The organism is Comamonas sp. Tr-654, assembly GCF_011752915.1.
Lineage (GTDB): Bacteria > Pseudomonadota > Gammaproteobacteria > Burkholderiales > Burkholderiaceae_C > Comamonas.
The window spans coordinates 269293-289916 of the sequence record NZ_VWWQ01000007.1 but is presented as its reverse complement, the minus strand read 5'-3'; the positions used below and the strand labels follow the sequence as shown (position 1 = coordinate 289916).

Here is a 20624-nt window from a genome sequence, read left to right as displayed (position 1 = left end):
GAGAGATCATGTTTGACTGGTTCAACCCCCAGAGTTTCTTCGGCTCCATCATCTACGCCTTGGTGGGCGTGGTGGTGTTCTGGCTGTGCTTCATCATCATCGACAAGATCACGCCCGTGGACATGTGGGCCGAGATCGTGGAGAAGCACAACAAGGCGCTGGCCATGGTGGTGGCGGCAATGTGCCTGGGTATCAGCATCATCGTCGCTGCGGCGATACATTGAGGCTCCCCCTGAGGCGCTGCGCGCCTTCCCCCTCTCTCTACGCGCTGGGCGCTAGGGGAGGGGGACGACAGCTTCGCTGCGGGGCGGCCCTTGCTTGCTGCCCCTGGCTTGGGGCAGCGCGCGTTATGGCAGAGGACGGCGCGCGCCTGTTTTACGGTTAAAGGAATTAGATGACTTCGATGGTGGCCGAGGAGCATAGCGCTGGCCAGGGGCCTAGGCCCATTGATGTGGCGCTGCTGGCCAGCGTGTTCGTGATTGCGGCCTGTGGTCTGCTCTATGAGCTGGCAGCAGGGGCGCTGGCGTCCTATCTGCTCGGCGATTCGGTGCTGCAGTTCTCCACCATCATCGGCACCTATCTGTTTGCCATGGGCATAGGCTCGTGGCTGTCGCGCTATTTCGAAGACCAGCTGCCTGCGCATTTTCTGCGCGTGGAGCTGATGGTGGCGCTGGTCGGTGGTGCCTTGCCGGCCGTGCTGTTTCTGGCCAATGCCTATGCGCCGGGTGCGTTCCGCTTTCTGCTCTACGGCATGGTGATGGTGGTGGGCACGCTGGTGGGGCTGGAGATTCCGCTGGTGATGCGCATCTTGAAGCGCAATGCATCGCTCAAGGATCTGGTCTCCAAGGTGCTGACCTTCGACTATCTCGGAGCCCTGGCCGTGTCGCTGGCCTTTCCCATCGTGCTGGTGCCCAAGCTGGGGTTGGTGCGCACAGGTCTGCTGTTCGGCTTTATGAACGCAGCCATTGCGGTCTGGGCCCTGGTGCTGTTCAAGCATGAGCTGCGCAATCTGCGTGCCCATGCCTGGGCCTGCGCGCTGGTACTGCTGGCTCTGGGCGGCGGCATCGCGGGCGCGGATCTGCTGACCCGGCTGGCCGACGATCATTTCTATCAGGATCGCATCGTGCTGAGCAGCAGCTCACCCTACCAGCGCATTGTGGTGACACAGGGACGCCAGGGCGCGCGTTTGTATCTGAACGGCAATCTGCAGTTTGCCCAGAGCGACGAGTACCGCTATCACGAAGCGCTGGTCCACCCCGCCATGGCCGCACATGGCGCACCGAAGAAGGTGGCGGTGCTGGGCGGCGGCGACGGCATGGCTGTGCGCGAGGTGCTCAAGTATCCGGGTGTGGAATCTGTCGTGCTGGTGGAGCTGGACCCGGCCATGACCGATCTGTTCAAGAGCAATGCCATGATGACTGCGCTCAATGGCAATGCGCTCAACGACGCCCGCGTGAGCATCGTCAATACCGATGCGTTTCACTGGCTGCAGCAAAGCGCGGAGACCTTCGATGTGATCGTGGTGGACTTTCCCGATCCCACCAATTTCGCCATAGGCAAGCTGTTCACCAATAGTTTTTATTCGCTGCTGGACAAGCGTCTGGCGGCCAGCGGCTATGCCGTGATCCAGACCACCTCGCCGCTGATTGCGCGCCAGAGCTTCTGGACCGTGGTGCAGACCGTGGAGTCCGTGGGTCTCAGGGCCAGTCCCTATCACGTGCATGTGCCCAGTTTTGGCGAATGGGGCTTTGTGCTGGCCAGCCACCGTCCCTGGCGCGAGCCTGAGGCCTTGCCCGCCGGCATGCGTTTTCTGACTCTGCCCACGCTGCGCCTGATGTTTGACTTCCCTCTCGATATGGCGCGCGTGCCGACCGAGGTGAATCGCCTGTCCAATCAGGTGCTGGTCAACACCTATGAGCGCGAGTGGGGCAAGGTGGAGCATTGATGCGGGCCGATCTGAAGCGGCGCGACTGGCTCGGGCTGGCGGCCGCCAGCGCTTTGGGTGCTGCGGGCCTGACCGGCTGCAAGCAGCCAGCGCCCAGGCTGGAGGACCTGCCGGGCGGCTTCAGCGGCGTGGCGCTGGAGCGCGGTCATGGCCTGCACCCTTTCTGGCAGCGCTTGGCGCAGGGGCTGGAGCTGCCTGCGCCTGCCGTGGTGCACAGGGCGCCGGTCGTGATAGCGGGCGGCGGCATGGCCGGGCTGGCGGCGGCGCGCGCACTGGAGCTGGCCGGCGTTCAGGGCGCAGCCTTGCTCGATACCCAGACCGCCATGGGCGGCAACAGCCAGGGTGGGCAGGTCAAGGGCATAGCCTGCCCTCTGGGGGCACACTATCTGCCCGTGCCCGGCGACGATGCCCATGAGGTGCAGGACTGGCTGGAGGAGCTGGGCGTGCGCCAGCGTGCAGCCGGCCGCTGGCGCTATGACGAGCGCTATCTCTGCCATAGCCCGCAGGAGCGTTTGTACTGGCAGGGCGGCTGGCATGAGGGACTGCTGCCAGTGCGGGGCGTGAGCCAGCGCACGCTGGAGCAATATGCGCTGTTTGAAAAACTGGTCGAGGCAGCGTCTCGGGCCGCAGCCTTTGCCATGCCTTCCATCCGTGTCTGGCAGCGCGAAGCGGGTTTGCCTGCCGCCCACGCCGAGCTGGATGCGCAGCGCCTTGACCAGTGGCTGGCGGCGCAGGGGCTTGATGACGAAGGTCTGCTCTGGTATTTGGACTACAGCTGCCGCGATGATTTCGGCGCCGGTCTGAGCCGCGTCTCGGCCTGGGCGGGGATTCATTATTTCGCCAGCCGCCATGGTTTCCACGCACCGCGTCCGAAGTCAGAGCACGAGAGTGAAGCGGACGGCGAGCAGGTGCTGACCTGGCCCCAGGGCAATGGCTGGCTGGCCCAGCAACTGGTGGCGGGACTGAAGGCCACGCAGCTGCAGACCGATTGCAGCGTGCTTGCCGTCACCGAGGATGCGGACGGCGTGCAGATCGATGTCTATCACCATGGGCGCCAGCAGCATGAACGCTGGCTGGCGCGCCATTGCGTGGTGGCGCTGCCCAGTTTTGTGGCCGCACGCGTGCTGCGCGATGCGCCCGATTTTCTGCGCACCGTGTCGGCCCGCCTGGACTGGGCTCCCTGGCTGGTGGCGAACATCCATATCGACCGGCCGCTGGCCGACTATCCGGGGGCGGAGCCTGCCTGGGACAATGTGCTGTACCGCGACGGCAACGCGGGCGGGCTGGGCTATGTGGATGCGGGCAATCAGCGGCTGGACCGCGTCAGCCGCCAGCCCACGGTGCTGAGCTACTACCAGGCGCTGGGGGACTGGGTCGATGGGCGCAGGCAATTGATGCAGCAGCCGTTTGCCTTCTGGCGCGACCGCATCGTGAACACACTGAGTGAGCCGCACCCTGATCTGCTGCAGCATGCCACACGCATGGAAATCACCCGCTATGGCCATGCCATGGCGATTCCGCGCCCTGGTGATCAGCGGATATTGAGCGAAATCACTCTGAAGTTCAATGCTGGAAAGCGAAAGCTGCTATTGAATGGGGAGCGCGTGCAGGGTCTGCCCACACCTGCAACGGCGCGGCTGAGTTTTGCGCATGCGGACTGGGCTGGCTATTCGGTGCTGGAAGAAGCGTTCACGCGGGGCCATCATGCAGGGGTGATGGCGGCACAGGGCATTTAGAGCGCAAGGCCTCAGCGTCTGCTGCCCGGCAGCTTGACCATGCGGTATAGCTCTGCATTGCCGCGTGCGCTGTGAATGCCTAGCTGCGCCATGGAGCGCAAATCCAGATCCAGTGTCAGCGAGGAACGCGCCAGTGCCGAGGTGATCGCCGGCCTGCGCCCGTCCAGATGCCAGATGGGCGGGTACATGCTGTGGCCATCACTGTCGATCACGCTGGCTATCTGGGGCTCCTCCAGGCTTTTGCCACGGCGCAGCACGACGGCCACTTCGCCATTGCCCAGCTGCACATAGGTGCCGGGGGGGTACAGACCCACGACATCGATCAAGGCCTGCTTGACTTCGTCGGCGTATTGTCCGCCTTGCTGCAGCACCTGCAGCGACTCGGTGGCAGAGCGCCCGCTGCGGGTCTTGCGCGGGCTGATCAGGGCCGCATAGCGATCCACCGTGCCCAGAATGCGCACCAGACGCTCCAGCGGCTGCAGCTGTGCCAGCGGCGCGGGCTGCAGCACCACATGGTGGTATTGCACGGTATCCAGCCAGAGCTGGTCGCGCACCATCAGCCGCTCCAGCGTCAGGCGGCCCTCCATAGGGTGTTGCTTGACGGCGTCGGCCTGCTGGCTGTTCAGCGGCGTGCGTTGCTCGGCCAGCTGGTTTTGCAGCACGGTCATGCCGATATTCATGGTCAGCGCGGCGCGTATCAGTGTGTCGCGCTCGGGCTGGGGCAGGCCCAGCTCCTTGGCCAGGATGTGACACAGCCCTGCGCAGACCACCGCATGAGAGGGGCTGTAGCCCACGGTGGTCGAGCTGGCACGCTGAAACATCAGGTACAGCGCGGCGTCGCTGTCCTGGGTGATGAGGTCCTGCAGCCATAGATCGAGCTGGTGCAGCTTGATGGCAAAGCCGGGAATGCGCAGCGGCTCGGTCAGCAACAGCGCCAGTGCCGCCTCCAGATCTGACCACAGGCCCAGCAGGTCTTCGTAGGGATCGTCGTAGCGTGCTTGCATGGGCGTGAGGCGGGTTCAGTTCTTTTCCAGAACCATCTCATTGCCCCTGCGGGTCATCTGAAACTGGGTCAGCAGATTGTTGCCCAGCAGCACATAGGGCATGGATTGGGGGGCGACGACGGCGTCCATGCCGTAGACCTCCATTTCGCCCAGCTTGACAGTGTCGAGCTTGATGCGCCAGCCCTGGGCAGTGCCGTTGGCGGTGCGCATCAGTACGGGGACGCCCTGTTCGTAGGGCAGGCCCATGCGATCGGCATCGGCACGGCCTATGGCAATGGTGCTGGCGCCGGTGTCCACCATGTACTGCATGGTTTTGCCATTGATATAGCCACGATCGATGAAATGGCCGCGCGAGTCGGCGATCAGGACCAGCCGGCCCGAGCGCGCGGCGCCGCCAGTGCCGCCCCGGCTGCCCACGCTGACCGGAGCATCGCCCAGGCGCACAGTCTGGCGCCGGCCCTTGATATCCACCACGGCGGTGTCGCCGCTGATCTGCAGCAGGCGCACTTCCCTGTGGCTTTCGTTGACGGCCAGCGCTTTGGGCGCGCTGCCATCAATGACCAGCAAGGCCTTGCTGCCCAGCACGCCGGTCAGTGCCACGGACTGGCCCCAGGCGCCGCCGGCGGTCAGGCCGATCGACAGCAGAAGACCCATGCGGCGCAGACCGGCGGCACCCGGCCAGGGCGTTGGCTGGTCGCTCCGCACGGCTACAGAGGAGCAGGCAGCGAAGCTGCGCAGCAGGGGCTTCATTCAATCGCGGAAGTTGTTGAACGACAGGGGATGGTCGGCCAGGTCCTTGCGGATCAGGGCCATGGCCGCCTGCAGATCGTCGCGCTTGGCGCCGGTGATGCGGACCTTCTCTTCCTGAATGGCGGCCTGCACCTTGAGCTTGCTTTCCTTCATCAGCTTCTGGATCTGCTTGGCCAGCTCGGACTCGATGCCGTTTTTGACCTTGATGAGCTGCTTGACCTTGTCGCCGCCAATCTTCTGTGCCTTCTGGATGTCCAGGAAGCGCACGTCCACATTGCGCTTGGTCAGCTTGTTGCGCAGCAGGTCCTCAACTTGCTGCAGCTGGAACTCGGCATCACCGTACATGGTGATTTCCTTGTCCTTGAGCTCGACGGCGGCCGAAGTGCCCTTGAAGTCGAAACGGGTGCCAATTTCCTTGGTGGCGTTGTCAACGGCGTTCTTCACTTCGACGAAATCGGCTTCGCAAACAGTGTCAAAAGAAGGCATGAGTAATTCCTATCAGTATCAGAGCGGTAAACAGCCACAGTGCGCCGGACCGTGATCTGCTGCTTGCCAGCAGCGGAGCAGGCGCAGTGCGACAATTGGGTGGATGTTAGTCGAGAAAAATGTTCCCCTGCAGCATTGCAACACCTTTGGCATTGCCGCGCGCGCCGAAACACTGGTGCGCATTCGTAGCCAGGACGATATCCGCCAGTTCCTCGCCGACCCGCTATGGGGCCGGCAGCCTGTGTTTGTCCTTGGCGGTGGCAGCAATGTGGTGCTGACGGGCGATGTGGCCCCCGTGGTGCTCAAGATGGAAATCATGGGCATGCGGCTGCTGCACGAAACCGACAGGGACTGGATTGTCGAGATCGGCGCCGGTGAGCGTTGGCACGATATGGTGGCATGGACGCTGGCCCAGGGCTATACAGGTCTTGAGAACATGGCGCTGATTCCCGGCACGGTCGGCGCGGCCCCGGTGCAGAACATCGGTGCCTATGGAATTGAGTTGCAGGATCGCTTCGATTCCCTGGACGCGATGGATCTGGTGACCGGCGAGCAGTTCAGCCTCAATGCCGCGCAATGCGCCTTTGGCTACCGTGACTCGGTGTTCAAGCATGCACCGGCCCAGCCCAAGTACTGGCCCGTGACCGGCTCGGCGGCCGTTCCGCGCGGCCTGGGTCTCAAGGGGCGGGCGGTGATCACCCGCGTGCGCCTGGCGCTGCCCAAGAGCTGGAAGCCGGATCTGGGCTATCTCGATCTGCAGCGCAAGCAGGCCGAAAAAGGCATAGAGCAGCCGACTGCGCAGCAGGTCTTTGAATGGGTCTGCGAGATCCGCCGTGCCAAGCTGCCGGACCCCGAAATCATCGGCAATGCAGGCAGCTTCTTCAAGAACCCCACGGTGACGACCGAGCAGTGCGCGGACATCATAGCGCGCGAGCCCAAGATTGTTCACTACCCCATGGATGACGGCTCCATCAAACTGGCGGCCGGCTGGCTGATCGATGCCTGCGGCTGGAAGGGCAAGACCATGGGGCGCGCAGGCGTCTATGACAAGCAGGCGCTGGTGCTGGTCAACCGCGGAGACCGCCACAGCATAGACGCCAGCGTGACCGGCGGCGAGGTAATGACGCTTGCCGGGGCCATCCAGACCAGTGTCTACGAGCGCTTCGGGATTCGCCTGGAACCCGAGCCGGTGGTGATCTGAACTTGCGAGAGCCCACAAAAAATGGAGCCCAAGGGCTCCATTTTTTGTGGGCGGCAATGGCTTACTTCCAGAATGCCGGACGCAGCAAGATACCGGAGATGCGGTAGGGGGCCTTGGGCTCGACCGCCAGCTCCATGGGCACGAAGCCCTTGGTGCAGCTCAGCAGCACGCTGGTGGCCAGAGGCGTGGAGCTTTCCATGCGACCGACTGTCTGGCAACTGCCTACGCCGGTGCGCACCGAATCCAGGGCTTTCTGCACGGTGTCGATGGGAGAGTTCTTCAGGAACTCCTCGTTGAAATTGCTGGCGGCCAGCTTGGACTTGCCGTCCATGGCCGCCACTACGGCTTGCAGGCGTTTGCGCAAGGCGGCGTCAGCGGCAGCTGCATCCACATTGGCAGGGGCTGCCTGGGCTGCAGGTGCAGCCTGTGGTGCGGCGGCCTTGGCGGCATCGGCTGCTACGGCATCGGGCTGGGCCTGCGCTGCAGTCATGAAGCCGGCGGCAGCCAGCAGGGCGGTCAGACAAACAGCATTGCGTGTTTTGGTGGAGATCATTCCGTTGAGCCTTTCGTCAAACAACGAGAGGCACTGTAAACCTTCTGCAAGCTTTATTTCGCCAGACAGCAAGCTGTTTTTGTGAATGAATGGCAAAGACCTGGTGCAGGCTGTGACGGTGGTGCGACTTTGTTGCAGCGCAGACAAGCTTGCTTGTCAGGGTTACTGCTTGCCGGGACGGCTTGCGCACTGCCTAAAATCTGTTGCACTGCAATAGCTCAATTGACGACGGGGCAGACCCCCAGAACATAAAGGACTTGCGATGCAAGAAAGCAAAGAGGGCAAAGACGGTGATGTCCAGGCGGGGAAGCAGCGAATCATCAAGAAGTACCCCAACCGTCGTCTGTACGACACCAATACCTCTTCATACATCACGCTGGCCGAAGTCAAGCAACTGGTCATGGATAGCGAGCCGGTGGTCATCAGGGATGCCAAGACCAATGAAGACCTGACGCGTTCCATTCTGTTGCAGATCATTCTGGAGGAGGAGGCCGGTGGGGCACCCATGTTCTCCGAAGCGATGCTGGCCAACATCATCCGCTTCTATGGCCATGCCATGCAGGGCTTCATGGGAAGCTATATCGAAAAGAACGTGCAGATGTTCACGGACTTCCAGAGCAAGCTGGCGGGCCAGTCCCAGGGCGCGAATCCCGAAGCCTGGAAGCAGTTCATGAGCATGCAGCCTCAGGCCATGCAGGGGTTGATGGGCAGCTATATGGAGCAGTCCCAGAACATGTTCACCCAGATGCAGGAGCAGATGCAAAAGCAGACGGAGCAGATGCTGGGAGTGTTCGGCATCAAGCGCTGAACGTTCAAATACTGTTCCAGAGCGGGCCTGCGGCCCGCTTTTTTTATGGCCGCGACGCTGGCCTGCCTGCGCTAGTCCCAATTGACGATGCTCTTGAGTGTCACCGGCCGAACAATGATTTCGTTGCTTCGCAATTGCGAGTCGGCAAGGAAGAAGAACGACAAGAGAAGTTCAATGACAGGTAGATGCATGGCAATGCATCCAAGGAGACTCCGCATGAAGTTAGGAGTGAGGCCCTGTTCGCAGACGGTCTTGGCCGCAGGCGCGTTGTGGGCGGGGGGCGGTCCGGGCCAAAGCAACGCCTGATGAACTGGCCAGGTTGGGCAAGTCGTTGACATGCGCAGGCGGAGAAAAAGCGGGCACGGCCAGCGGCGTGCCGGAGTTCACCGGGAAATGGCTGGGCACGCCACCCGGCATTCAATACAACCCGCATGCGGGCCAGCGTCCGGTGGACTTTTATGCCAGTGAAAAGCCTTTTTCACCACTACGGCAGGGAGCCAGGCTCAGCATGCCGAGCGCCTTGCAGAAGGCCGGAAGGCCATGAATCCGGCAAACAGCCTGAGGTACACATGGGTGTGGCTGCGGGCTATTTTCCGGCCAGGCTAGGAGGCGCTTGCGCCTCCTTTTTGTGTGGCAGTGGCAATGCCCTGTTCAGGGCCGAGAAAAAATCACGAGGAGACAGAGGATGACAAATCGTTTGCAGGGCAAGGTGGCCCTGGTCACTGGTGGCGCCAGTGGCGTGGGGCTGGAGGTGGTGAAGCTGCTTCTTGCCGAAGGTGCCAAGGTCGCATTCAGCGATATCAATGAAGCGGCAGGTCTGCAACTGGCGGCGGAGCTGGGCGAGCACGCCATGTTCATCCGCCATGACGTGAGCAGCGAGACGGACTGGAAGCTTGTGATGGCGGCGGTGCAGCAGTGTCTGGGCAGGCTCGATGTGCTGGTCAACAACGCCGGCATCCTGCTGCCGGGAGACATGGAAACCGGGCGTCTGGAGGATTTCAGCCGCCTGCTCAGGATCAACACCGAGTCGGTCTTCATCGGCTGCCAGCAGGGCATAGCGGCGATGAAGCAGGCCGGCGGCTCCATCATCAACATGGCTTCGGTATCGAGCTGGCTGCCCGTGGAGCAATATGCGGGCTACAGCGCCAGCAAGGCGGCCGTGTCCGCGCTGACGCGCGCTGCTGCGCTGAACTGCCGCAAGCAAGGCTATGCGATTCGCGTCAACTCCATTCACCCCGACGGCATCTATACGCCCATGATGCAGGCTTCGCTGCCCAAGGGCGTGAGTCAGGAAATGGTCTTGCATGATCCCGAGCGCAATCGCGCCGGACGTGCCTACATGCCCGAGCGCATCGCACAGCTGGTCCTGTTCCTGGCCAGCGACGAGTCCAGCGTCATGAGCGGCAGCGAGCTGCATGCCGATAACTCGATTCTGGGCATGGGGCTGTAGATGACGGCCTGAATCCGGTGGACAGTCACAAAGGCCTTGAATCATTTCAAGGCCTTTGTCGTTTTGCTGAGTAGGATGACGGCGCTGAACGGCAAACAGGCGCGCGTTCAACGTTTCAATTCGCTTGAGCTTTGAGAAGGTGTTTCATGAAACTGGGCTACACAATCGTCTATGTCCCTGATGTCTCGGCATCTCTGGACTTCTTTACCCGCGCATTCGGCATGCAGCGGCGTTTTCTGCATGAATCCGGAACCTACGGCGAGCTCGAGACCGGGCAGACGACGCTGGCATTTGCCGCCCATGAGCTGGGTGGGCTGAATTTTCCGGGAGGCCATGTCGAAGCGCACAGCTCCGCCAAGCCATTGGGCTTCGAAATCGCGCTGGTCACAGAAGATGTCGAGCAGGCCCATCGAAACGCGCTGAGTGCTGGCGCTGCCGAGATGGCCGCACCGACGGCCAAGCCCTGGGGCCAGGTGGTGTCCTATCTGCGTTGCCCCGATGGCTGCGTGGTGGAACTCTGTACGCCCATGACGGCCTGAGCCCGGGAGGTGCTTGACCGTCGCCTGGCGGCCCGGTTGCCTTCAGTCAAGCGCGAGCTGCATTGGAAGCCGTCTCCGTGGTGAGGCGGTCGATATGTTTTTGATAGCTTAAAGCGCTTTTTGGATAAGGCATTGCTTCTATATACTCGCCTCTTTTTTGCGAACAGGAGAAGCAATGCTTGCGAGATGGTCTGGTGCTTTGGTGCTCTCGACTTGGCTCTCGGTCTGGGGTTGTGCCCAGGCCCAGCCCAGCGATACGGTCAACGCCGCAAAGACAGGCGATGTCGCGGCACAGTACGAGTTGGGAAAGGCCTATCTTTACGGCAAGGGCGTGGAAAAGAGTGCCGACGATGCCTTGCGCTGGCTGAGGCTGGCCGCCGATCAGCAGCATGCACCGTCCCAGTATCTGCTGGGCCTGGTCTATGTGCTGGGGGCCGAGGGCGTGAAGAAAGATCCTGAGGCAGGCCTGGCACGCATTCATCAGGCTGCAAACGCTGGCAATCTCGATGCGCAGAACCTGCTGGGTACGATCTATCTGAAAGGCGAAGCGGTTGAGAAGGATGCCGCAACAGGTGTTGCATGGCTGGAGCGCGCCGCGCAACAGGGCTCTGCGACAGCACAGAATAGCCTGGGCTTTGTTTACCGCAAAGGCGAGCTGCTTGCCCAGGATCTGCAGGCCTCGTTTCGCTGGTATCTGATGGCGGCGCAGCAAGCCGATGTGCTCGCGCAGTTCACGGTGGGCGAGATGTACTACCTTGGCGAAGGCGTAGAGAAGAACCATGCCGAAGCTGCGAAATGGCTGACCCCGCTCGCAGACAAAGGCGTGCAGAAAGCCCAATTGCTGCTGGGGAGGATTTGCTTCGAAGGCCAGGGTGTGGCCCCCGACTACAAGCGAGCCGTGCTGCTCCTGCATGCTGTTGCCATCCGCGGCTCGGGCGAGGCGTACTATGAACTGGGCCGCCTGTTCGAACAGGGCGAGGGCGAGTATCGCAACGATAAGGAAGCGATTGCCTATTACACCCAGGCACTGAAGTACCAGCATGCAGCGGCGGCGCAGCGGCTGGAGCAGCTCTCCGCTTCGTCGCCCAAGGCAGCGGAGTTTGCGCAGTCCATGGAATACATGGAGAACCTGAACTCGGCTCTCAAGGGCAATGTTCTGGCCCAGTACAACGTCGGCGTCTTCCAGTACCTGGGCAAGGGTTTCGACAAGCCCAACTACGCCGAGGCCGCCAAGTGGTTCACCATGGCAGCCAATCAAGGCTATGCCAAGGCCCAGTACAACCTGGGCACCTTGTACGAGAACGGCGAGGGAGTGGGCAAGAGCATGGCTCAGGCACTGAAGTGGTACAAGCTGGCCGCCGAGCAGCAGGATGCCCCGGCCCAGTACGCGCTGGGAACTTTGTACCGCGACGGCCTGGGTGTGAATAAGAACGCCAGGCAGGCTCGTGAGTGGTTGCAGCGCGCCGCCGAGCAAGGTTATGCACCTGCAAAAAAGGCTTTGGCACAGCCCTGACCGAGCGCCGGGGGTATGCCTCCCGGCCTTGGTAGATCGGGGGGCGGCTAGGCCAGTTCCGAGATTTCGATGAGGTTCAGATCGGGATCGCGCAGATAGATGGCTATATGCAGATGGATGAAGCGCCCTCTCTGTGAGGACAGACAAATCTCTTTAATTTGCCATGGCAGACGCCATAAATTCCTTGACCAGTCCTCCGGAATAGTGAGGCTGACATGGAGATGAAGGCGAGCTAAGCAATAGCTTCCGTGGGATGCTTGAACATCTCGATATGGGGGATACCATCGTCATCGTAGACATCTCCGACAGGCTGGAATCCGAGCGAGCCATAGAAATTTTGAAGATGGGCTTGTGCACCAATGCGGATGCCTTGACCTTGAAAATTCGACTCGGTGAACGCTATAGCCTCGGCGACCAAGGCTCGCCCGATTTGTAAGTTGCGGAACTTTTTCAGTGTTATCACCCGGCCAATAGAGGGCTCAGGGTACTTGATGCCCGGTTCAACAACACGCGCGTAGGCGGCAAGCTCACCATCTAAAAGCACGCTGAGATGCCAGGATTGAGGGTCAGCGCCATCTGCTTCCTGATACGCACATTGTTGCTCTACAACGAATACGGACTCACGCGCCTTAATAACTTCGTACATCTCCAGAGCCGTCATCGACTCCATGCGGTTCCATTTGAAATGCAGACTCATCTTCTACTTTCTTTGTATTTCGGTTGAGGGAGGTGTCGCTACTGGTAATGCCTTTTGACCACGAGGTAACGAGCAGTCACTGCTGCTTGATTGCCAAACGCGCTCTCCTGGGTGGTTGAAATCCGAGCACAGTCGCCCGGCTGTAGTTCATAGACGATGTCTCCGCTGCGCAGACTCAATCGGCCTTCAAGTAACAAGACCTGGTCGGATGAATGAAGACTCTCTGTTGCGGGAAAAACCACGGTCTGACCTGCGGGCAGCTCCACTGCAACAATCTCAACCTCTTCGTCATCGCCCGGCGGAGATATCAGCCGGCGAATGTAGCCAGTCTCGGGGTCGACCCAGTGCGGCTGCTCTTGCAAGTAACGAAGTTGTGGGCTCACCGTGCGTGGCTCGCTCATCAGTGACGACAGGCTCAGACCCATGGCATCCGCAATTTTTGAAAGAAGCACTGCGGTTGGGCTGCTCTCTCCGCGTTCAATCTTGGAAATCATTGCGCGGCTAACGCTCGCCATCTTCGCAAGCTGGTCAAGTGTCAAACCACGTCGAGTCCGTTCTTCACGAACACGCAGCGGGATCAGGTTCTCAGGAGATGGGTTGTTTGCCATGACATCTACTATAGTGGAAAATCCACTATGATGGAATTGACTGTGGAGATGCTGGCGTCACCGTATTTTCGAAGAGAGGATTGAAGAGGTCGGTCTTCTGTCGATTGCTCTTCTTAAGCTTGTCAGTGGCAGACTCAAATCGGATGGCGAGGTTGACGCATGTCGCGAAACGTCACCGACCACTGTATCTCGAAGGTCTCCTCCACGCAGTGCTGCCATTTCCAGCAAGCATCTCCTCGCATGACATAGATGGACCGAGACTTAGCCTCAGGCTGACAACCCCGTGCACGCAACTTATGTTGTCAGGGTTCGAGCGGAATATCCGCGTCGCTGTTCCTCTGAATGAGGCATCCGCAGATGCTCTCGAAGTCTGGGGCATCGCGATGCCGATCTAGCGGTGTACCGAGCGAATACTCAGGCACCAAGGCGTGAGAGAGCCTTTCGCGCTCCATGTTGGCTCACTGCGCGACATGCGCACGCAACGGCAACAGGCGCTTGTCGAGTGGCTATCCTGGCTTCAGTTGGTTCATATCCTGGCAAGACTGCTTCTGGGTTGCGAAGACGGATGTGCTGGCATGCCGCAGGGCACGGTATGACCGTAGTGGAGCGAGGGACTGCGGCGGCTCTCAGACGGCTGCCGTCCCGTCCTGGCGCATGACTCCCTGCAAAAACGCCTGCTCGGCAAGCTGAGCCAGCGGCGCGCGAGGGATGCGGCCACGGCGCTCGCCGTCGATCAGGGCGATCACGGTTCCCAGCCACAGCTCGGTTAATGTTGCCGCGCTGAAATCGATGCGGAACACGCCTTCCTGCTGGCCGCGCAGGAAGAAAGCATCGACCTTGGGCTCCCAGATCGCATTTTCCTCCATGGGTTTTTCGACCTCGTTCCAGTAATAGGTCAGAAACAGCGTGAATTCGCGGTGTTCAAGATGCTTGGCATTGAGGCGCTTGAGGGCCTCGAGCACCGGGCCTTCCTCGATGCGGGCTTCGTCCAGCGCGTCGTCCAGCGTGCGCAGGCTCTGCTCCAGCAGGCGCTTGATCAGCAGATCGCGCGTGGGGCAGAAGCGGTAGAGCGTGGCCTTGCTGATGCCAATGGCCTTGGCCAGCTCCTGCAAGGTGGCGCGTGGGTGGTTGACCAGGGCCAGGGCCAATGGGGGGAGGATTGCTGTGTTGTCGTGGGGGGCTGTTGTCATTCGTAGCTCCGGTTGGGGCGGATACGGATGAACCTATTTTGATTCAATCAGCGAGTCTAAAAGCAAGAGCTGTCAACTTTACACGCCAGCAAAATATCAAGAATCAATACAGGTCTTAATGAATCAAATTTGATTCAAAAAACTTTTTCGTGCATCATGCGCGTCTTTCTAGATTTGACAAGACTCAAAAGCCATGAAGACGAAAAGCCAGAATGTGCGTGCCTGGCCGGCCCTGGCCGCATTGGCGGCCGCAATGATGTTGAGCGGTTGCATCCAGTCGGAAGCGGGCGGCCAGCCCCAGGAGCAGCCGCAGGTGGATGTGGTGACTGTCAAGCCCAGGGCGCTGAGCCTCAGCGCTGAACTGCCCGGGCGAATCGAACCTGTGCGCGTGGCCGAAGTGCGTGCGCGTGTGCCGGGTATCGTGCTGAGCCGCCATTTCAAGGAGGGCGCCGATGTGAAGGCCGGCGAGGTGCTGTTCAGTATCGACCCGGCGCCGTTGCGCGCTGCGCTGTCGCGGGCCCGGGGCGAGCTGGCGCGAGCCGAGGCTGCGCTGTCGGAAGCGCAGTCCGTGGTGCGCCGTTACGAACCGCTGGTGACGCAGGAAGCCGTGAGCCGCCAGGATTTCGACAGTGCCAAGGCCGCGCTGCAAAGCGCCACAGCCACGCGTCAATCGGCCCAGGCTGAAGTCGAAGCGGCACGCCTGAATCTGGACTATGCGACGGTGAAAGCACCGATCGCCGGTCGCATCGGCCGTGCCCTGGTGACCGAAGGTGCCCTGGTTGGCCAGGGGGAGGCGACAGCGATGGCGGTGATCCAGCAGCTGGACCCCGTCTACGCCGATTTTCGCCAGCCTGCCGCGCTGGCCACGCGCTGGCGTGCCCAGCAACTGCAGGGCCAGTCGCCACGCAGCACTCCGGTGACGCTGGTGGCTGACGGCCTGGACCAGAAGCGCCAGGGGCGGATGCTTTTCTCGGATGTGACGGTGGATCGCGGTACCGGTCAGCTGGCGCTGCGCGGTGAGTTTCCCAACCAGGATGGCTTGCTGCTGCCCGGCATGTATGTGCGCGTGACCCTGGGCCTGGGCGAGGACCCTGCGGCCATTCTCGTGCCTCAGCGCGCGGTGCAGCGCGGCGCAGACGGACTGGCCCATGTGCTGGTGCTCGACGAGCAGAACATGGTGCAGTCCCAGAAGGTGAGCACCGGCGCCATGTACGGCTCCGACTGGCATATCACCGAGGGCCTCAAGGAAAACGCCAGGGTGGTGGTCGGAGGCCTTGCGGCAGCCGTGCCCGGCACCAAGGTGCAGATCCGAGCGGCCGCTGCAGCTGAAGCCGGCGTCGTCAAAGACTCTGAAGCCACTTCAAAAAAATGAGCAATATGCGCTGATTCTGAAAGCGCTGAATGCCAAATAAGACAAGCCTTATTCAAGGATAGATGATGTCCCGGTTTTTCATTGATCGCCCCAAGCTGGCCTGGGTGGTTGCGATCTTCATCCTGCTGGCCGGCCTGCTGGCGATCCCGGCCTTGCCCGTGGCGCAGTTTCCCAATGTGGCGCCGCCGCAGATCTCCATCTCGGCAACCTATCCGGGGGCGTCAGCCACCACGGTGATGGAGTCGGTGACCAGCGTCATCGAGGAGGAACTCAACGGCACCAAGGGGCTGCTGTACTTCGACTCGTCCAGCGGCGCCACGGGCCTGGCCGAAATCACCGCTACCTTTGCGCCGGGCACCAATCCTGCATTGGCCCAGGTCGAGGTGCAGAACCGCATCAAGAAGGCCGAGGCCAGGCTGCCCGCATCGGTGATGCAGATGGGTTTGCAGGTCGAGCAGGCCAGCGCCAACTTCCTGCTGATCTATTCGCTGACCTACAAAGGCGATGACAGCGGCAAGAACGAGGTCCGTCTCTCCGACTATGCGGTGCGCAACATCAATAACGAGATTCGCCGCGTGCCTGGCGTGGGCAAGGTGCAGTACTTCGGCGCCGATGTCGCCATGCGGGTCTGGGTCGATCCGCAGAAGCTGCTGGGTTACGGCTTGTCGGTGGCGGACGTGAATGCGGCCATTGCCGCGCAGAATGCCCAGGTGCCGGCAGGCAGCTTCGGCAGCCAGCCCGGATCGTCCGAGCAGGAGCTCAGCGCCACGATTGCCGTCAAGGGAACGCTGAGTTCGCCTGAGGAGTTCGGCCAGATCGTGTTGCAGGCCAGGGCCGATGGCTCGGCCGTGCACCTGGCAGATGTGGCGCGTCTCGAAGTCGGCCAGCTCGATTACAGCTTCGCCTCGCGCGAGGACGGCCACAAAGGAGTGGCGGCCGCCGTGCAACTGGCACCTGGTGCCAATGCTATGCAGACCGCCAAGGCGGTCAAGGCGAGGCTAGCCGAGCTGTCGCAGAACTTCCCGGACGATATTCAGTACGCCGTGCCCTATGACACCTCGCGCTTTGTCGAAGTCGCCATCGGCAAGGTGATCCAGACCCTGGTCGAGGCCGTGGTGCTGGTGTTCCTGGTGATGTGGCTGTTTCTGCAGAACTTGCGCTATACGCTGATTCCCACCATCGTGGTTCCGGTGTGTCTGGCCGGCACCCTGGCCGTGATGTATGCGCTGGGCTTCTCGGTCAATATGATGACCATGTTCGGCATGGTGCTGGCCATCGGTATTCTGGTCGACGATGCCATCGTGGTGGTGGAGAACGTGGAGCGTCTCATGGCCGAGGAGGGTCTCTCGCCGCTGGCCGCCACGGTGAAGGCCATGCAGCAGGTCTCGGGGGCCATCGTCGGCATCACGCTGGTGCTGGTGGCCGTGTTCCTGCCCCTGGCCTTCATGAGCGGCTCGGTGGGCGTGATCTACCGTCAGTTCTCGCTGTCGCTGGCGGTCTCCATCCTGTTCTCGGGCCTGCTGGCGCTGACATTCACGCCGGCACTGTGCGCCACGCTGCTCAAGCCTGTTTCGGGGGATCACCACGCGGAGAAGAAAGGTCTCTTTGGCTGGTTCAACCGCCACTTTGCCAAGCTGACCGAGCGCTTTTCGCTGCTCAATCAGCGTCTGGTCAAGCGCACGGGCCGCTATATGCTGATCTATGCAGCCATAGTGGGCGGGCTGGGCTTTGCTTACACGCGCATGCCCGAGTCCTTTGTGCCTTATGAAGACATGGGCTACTACATCGTCAGCGTGCAACTGCCTCCGGGTGCGACCGAAGCACGTACCGAGGCTGTGGTGCGCGACATGGAAACCTATGTGAAGAGCCGCCCTGCGACGGCCCAGGCTGAGTTCCTGATGGGCTACAGCTTCTCGGGCATGGGGCAGAACGCGGCCATGGCCTTCGTCACGCTCAAGGACTGGTCCTTGCGCGGCAAGGGCCACGCGTCGTGGGACGAGGTCCAGGCCTTCAATCAGCGCTTCGGCAGTCTGTCCGATGGCGCGGCCATGGCAGTGGATCCGCCACCCATTGACGGTCTGGGCAATTCCGGCGGCTTTGCGCTGCGTCTGCAGGATCGCGCCAATCTGGGCCGCGAGGCCCTGGTTGCAGCCCGCGACGAACTGTTGAAGAAGGCCAATGCCTCGCCTGTGATCGCCTACGCGATGATGGAAAACCTCGAAGATGCGCCGCAGCTGCGCCTGGACATAGACCGGCGCAAGGCCCAGGCCCAGGGTGTGAGCTTCGCAAGCGTCAGTGCCGTGCTGTCCACGGCCTATGGCTCGGCCGTGATCAACGAGTTTCCGAATGCCGGACGCCTGCAGCGTGTGGTGGTGCAGGCAGACACGGCCGCGCGCATGACGCCCGAAGCCTTGCTGCGTCTGTATGTGCCCAATGCTCAGGGCGAGCAGGTGCCGCTGGCGTCGTTTGCCAGCGTGGAGTGGGAGCAAGGGCCGGTGCAGATCTCGCGCTACAACGGCTATCCGGCCTTCCGAATCGCGGGCGACGCCAAGCCCGGCCACACCACGGGTGAGGCCATGGCCGAGCTCGAACGCATTCTGGGCGAGATGCCGCGCGGCATAGGTTACGAGTGGACGGCGCTGTCCTATCAGGAAAAGGCCGCTGGCGCACAGGCCCCCAAGCTGTTCGCACTGGCCATCGTGGTGGTGTTCCTGTTGCTCGTGGCCCTGTACGAAAGCTGGAGCATCCCCGCAGCCGTGATGCTGATCGTGCCCATAGGTGCGCTGGGCTCGGTGCTGGCCACTTCGGCGCTGGGTCTCTCGAACGACGTGTACTTCAAGGTCGGCCTGATCACCATCATCGGCCTGGCGGCTAAGAACGCCATCCTGATCGTGGAGTTCGCCAAGGACCTGCACGAGCGTGGCCATTCGCTGACGGAGGCAGCATTGCAGGCAGCACGTTTGCGCTTTCGCCCCATCGTGATGACTTCGCTGGCCTTCATCCTGGGGGTGGTGCCGCTGGCGCTGGCCACCGGCGCGGGTGCCTCCAGCCAGGCCGCCATCGGTGTCGGCGTGATCGGCGGCATGCTCAGCGCGACTCTGCTGGGCGTGTTGTTCGTGCCCATCTTCTTTGTCTTCGTGTTATCGCTGCGGCGCAAGCGTCGCGCAGTGCCTCAGGAAAAAAATACAGACTCCAAAGGAGAATCCGCATGAACCGGCATGAAACCATGCGCAGGGCGGCGCTGACGCTGATCACCGCGGCACTGGCCGGCTGCTCTTTTGCACCGACATACGACAGGCCTGCTGCGCCCATTCCCGGCAGCTGGAGTGCAGCCTCGGCAGCCACACCTGTATCGGCGCAGAGCTTGCACTGGAAGGATTTCGTGATCGATGAGCGCTTGCGCTCGCGTATCGAAACAGCGCTGGCCAACAACCGCGATCTGCGTCAGACACTGCTCAACGTGCAGACCGCACGTGCGGCCTATCGCGTGCAGCGTGCGGACCAGCTGCCCGGTCTGGAAGCTCAAGCCAGTGGCAACCGCCAGCGCCTGCCTGCCGATCTGAGCGGCACAGGAGCGGCCAGAGTGCAGAGCAACTATCAGGCAGGCGTCGGGTTGATGGCTTTCGAGCTTGATCTTTTCGGCCGCGTGAGCTCGCTGTCCGAGGCCGCGCTGATGGAATACCTGGCCACCGAAGAGGCCGCGCGCAGCGTGCAGATCAGTCTGGTCGCCGAAGTGATTCAAGCCTCGCTGGCGCAGGACAGCGCGCGGCAGCGCCAGGCCCTGGCGCTGCGCACCCTGCAGGCGCGCGAGAAGGAGTGGCAGCTGATGGGCGAGCGCCGCAAGACCGGCACGGCCAGTCGCCTGGACGAGCAGGAGGCTCAAGGCCAGCTCGAGCTGGCGCGCGCTGAAGTCGAGCGCCTGGCACGCGAGCTGCGCCAGGCAGCAAACGCGCTGGATTGGCTGGTGGGCGATGGCTCGGTCCAGGCAGCAGCGGATCTGAGCGCTGCTCCCCTGGTGCAGGAGATCGGTGCCGGCATGCCGTCCGATCTGCTGGAGCAGCGCCCGGACATCCGTGCAGCCGAATACCAGCTGCGTTCGCGCAATGCGAGCATCGGCGCTGCGCGGGCCGCATTCTTTCCACGCATTTCGCTCACGGGCTCATACGGCTCGGCCAGTGCTGAGCTCTCCGATCTGTTTGCCGGTGGCCAGCGCTCCTGGTCCTTCATGCCGCAGCTCAGCTTGCCGATTTTTGATGGCGGCCGCAATCGCGCAAATCTGGAGATCGCGCAGCTGCGCAATGACATGGCGATAGCCAGTTACGAGCGAAGCATCCAGACGGCGTTTCGTGAAGTCAGCGACGCGCTGGCCTCTGTCGAGACCCTGAGGCGCGAGGAGCTGGCCCGCCAGCGGCTGGTGCAGACCAGCGCGAATACGCTCAAGCTCGCCGAGCTGCGCTATCGCGCCGGGCTGGATAGCCATCTGCGCTATCTGGATGCACAGCGCACGGACTTCGCGCAGCAGATGGCTCTGATCGAGGTCAGTACGCAGCGGCAAATGGCCCTGGCCACGCTGTTCAAGGCCTTGGGCGGAGGCTGGCAGTCGCAGCAGGGTGCTCAGAGCTGAGTGCACCCCAGGGGCGGCGTATTGGATGCCGCCCCCTTAACTTCGGTGAACAGGAGTCCACCCAGTGCGCCGGAGATATCTGCCAGGCAGGGCGTTCCGGAAAAACCACAGCTATTTCAGTTTGCTCATCGATCGATAATAATTCTCA

At 61.8% G+C, this 20624-nt stretch carries 18 protein-coding genes and 1 pseudogene; 12 read left to right on the top strand and 7 right to left on the bottom strand.

Annotated elements, in window-relative coordinates:
• The first annotated feature begins 8 nt into the window (after positions 1-8).
• From F3J24_RS21135 to F3J24_RS21125, 3 genes are all read left to right on the top strand, one after another.
• Positions 9-224 carry a DUF350 domain-containing protein gene (locus tag F3J24_RS21135; RefSeq protein ID WP_167010366.1) on the top strand — a complete coding sequence of 72 codons (216 nt, stop codon included), beginning with the start codon at positions 9-11 and terminating at the stop codon, positions 222-224.
• 170 nt (positions 225-394) lie between these two features.
• Positions 395-1945, top strand: a complete 1551-nt coding sequence (locus F3J24_RS21130) for a polyamine aminopropyltransferase (RefSeq protein WP_167010364.1) — start codon at positions 395-397, stop codon at positions 1943-1945.
• Entirely contained in the window at positions 1945-3681 is a 1737-nt protein-coding gene (locus F3J24_RS21125) for an NAD(P)-binding protein (RefSeq protein WP_167010362.1), read from the top strand. The genes F3J24_RS21130 and F3J24_RS21125 overlap by 1 nt, the downstream gene beginning before the upstream one ends.
• 11 nt (positions 3682-3692) lie before the next feature.
• Here the strand turns inward: F3J24_RS21125 and F3J24_RS21120 are convergent, their stop codons facing one another.
• The 3 genes from F3J24_RS21120 to F3J24_RS21110 form a co-directional block, all read right to left on the bottom strand.
• Positions 3693-4685, bottom strand: coding sequence for an HD-GYP domain-containing protein (locus tag F3J24_RS21120; RefSeq protein WP_167010360.1), 993 nt, complete (start codon positions 4683-4685; stop codon positions 3693-3695).
• Between the two features lie 15 nt (positions 4686-4700).
• Positions 4701-5339, bottom strand: a complete 639-nt coding sequence (locus F3J24_RS21115) for a TIGR02281 family clan AA aspartic protease (protein ID WP_167010508.1) — start codon at positions 5337-5339, stop codon at positions 4701-4703.
• A 96-nt stretch (positions 5340-5435) separates the two neighbouring features.
• A complete protein-coding gene (locus F3J24_RS21110; RefSeq protein WP_003056407.1) occupies positions 5436-5921 on the bottom strand; it encodes a YajQ family cyclic di-GMP-binding protein in 486 nt (161 codons plus the stop codon).
• A 103-nt stretch (positions 5922-6024) separates the two neighbouring features.
• Between F3J24_RS21110 and murB the strand changes: the two genes are divergently transcribed.
• Positions 6025-7122 (top strand): UDP-N-acetylmuramate dehydrogenase, encoded by a 1098-nt coding sequence (gene murB, locus F3J24_RS21105; protein ID WP_167010358.1) that lies wholly within the window; start codon positions 6025-6027, stop codon positions 7120-7122.
• Positions 7123-7183: 61 nt separating this feature from the next.
• Here murB and F3J24_RS21100 read toward each other — a convergent pair whose 3' ends face one another.
• The gene (locus F3J24_RS21100) at positions 7184-7675 is read right to left on the bottom strand and encodes a hypothetical protein (RefSeq protein ID WP_167010356.1); all 492 of its coding nucleotides are present in this window, start codon (positions 7673-7675) and stop codon (positions 7184-7186) included.
• A 262-nt stretch (positions 7676-7937) separates the two neighbouring features.
• Here F3J24_RS21100 and phaR point away from each other — a divergent pair, with 262 nt between their 5' ends.
• The 5 genes and pseudogenes from phaR (at position 7938) to F3J24_RS21080 (ending at position 11985) form a co-directional block, all read left to right on the top strand.
• Positions 7938-8483: a polyhydroxyalkanoate synthesis repressor PhaR gene (gene phaR, locus F3J24_RS21095; RefSeq protein WP_003056399.1), complete on the top strand. Its 546-nt coding sequence runs from the start codon at positions 7938-7940 to the stop codon at positions 8481-8483.
• Positions 8484-8699: 216 nt separating this feature from the next.
• A pseudogene (locus tag F3J24_RS25220) lies at positions 8700-9026 on the top strand (DUF1329 domain-containing protein); the annotation flags it as partial.
• Between the two features lie 142 nt (positions 9027-9168).
• Complete coding sequence (locus tag F3J24_RS21090; protein WP_167010354.1) at positions 9169-9933, top strand: SDR family oxidoreductase; 765 nt, start codon at positions 9169-9171, stop codon at positions 9931-9933.
• Positions 9934-10079: 146 nt separating this feature from the next.
• Positions 10080-10472, top strand: a complete 393-nt coding sequence (locus F3J24_RS21085) for a VOC family protein (RefSeq protein WP_167010352.1) — start codon at positions 10080-10082, stop codon at positions 10470-10472.
• A 175-nt stretch (positions 10473-10647) separates the two neighbouring features.
• Positions 10648-11985 (top strand): tetratricopeptide repeat protein, encoded by a 1338-nt coding sequence (locus tag F3J24_RS21080; RefSeq protein WP_205244883.1) that lies wholly within the window; start codon positions 10648-10650, stop codon positions 11983-11985.
• Positions 11986-12217: 232 nt separating this feature from the next.
• On the opposite strand, the gene F3J24_RS21075 is transcribed toward F3J24_RS21080, so the two are convergent.
• The 3 genes from F3J24_RS21075 to F3J24_RS21065 all read right to left on the bottom strand — a co-directional run bounded on the left by F3J24_RS21075 (position 12218) and on the right by F3J24_RS21065 (position 14480).
• A complete protein-coding gene (locus F3J24_RS21075; RefSeq protein ID WP_167010350.1) occupies positions 12218-12682 on the bottom strand; it encodes a GNAT family N-acetyltransferase in 465 nt (154 codons plus the stop codon).
• 38 nt (positions 12683-12720) lie between these two features.
• The gene (locus F3J24_RS21070) at positions 12721-13290 is read right to left on the bottom strand and encodes an XRE family transcriptional regulator (RefSeq protein ID WP_167010348.1); all 570 of its coding nucleotides are present in this window, start codon (positions 13288-13290) and stop codon (positions 12721-12723) included.
• Positions 13291-13916: 626 nt separating this feature from the next.
• A complete protein-coding gene (locus tag F3J24_RS21065; protein ID WP_167010346.1) occupies positions 13917-14480 on the bottom strand; it encodes a TetR/AcrR family transcriptional regulator in 564 nt (187 codons plus the stop codon).
• A gap of 193 nt (positions 14481-14673) precedes the next feature.
• On the opposite strand from F3J24_RS21065, the gene F3J24_RS21060 reads away from it, so the two are divergent.
• The 3 genes from F3J24_RS21060 (at position 14674) to F3J24_RS21050 (ending at position 20476) form a co-directional block, all read left to right on the top strand.
• Positions 14674-15852, top strand: coding sequence for an efflux RND transporter periplasmic adaptor subunit (locus F3J24_RS21060; protein WP_167010344.1), 1179 nt, complete (start codon positions 14674-14676; stop codon positions 15850-15852).
• Between the two features lie 65 nt (positions 15853-15917).
• Positions 15918-19064: an efflux RND transporter permease subunit gene (locus F3J24_RS21055; RefSeq protein WP_167010342.1), complete on the top strand. Its 3147-nt coding sequence runs from the start codon at positions 15918-15920 to the stop codon at positions 19062-19064.
• Entirely contained in the window at positions 19061-20476 is a 1416-nt protein-coding gene (locus tag F3J24_RS21050; protein ID WP_240154415.1) for an efflux transporter outer membrane subunit, read from the top strand. The genes F3J24_RS21055 and F3J24_RS21050 overlap by 4 nt, the downstream gene beginning before the upstream one ends.
• Positions 20477-20624: the final 148 nt, after the last annotated feature.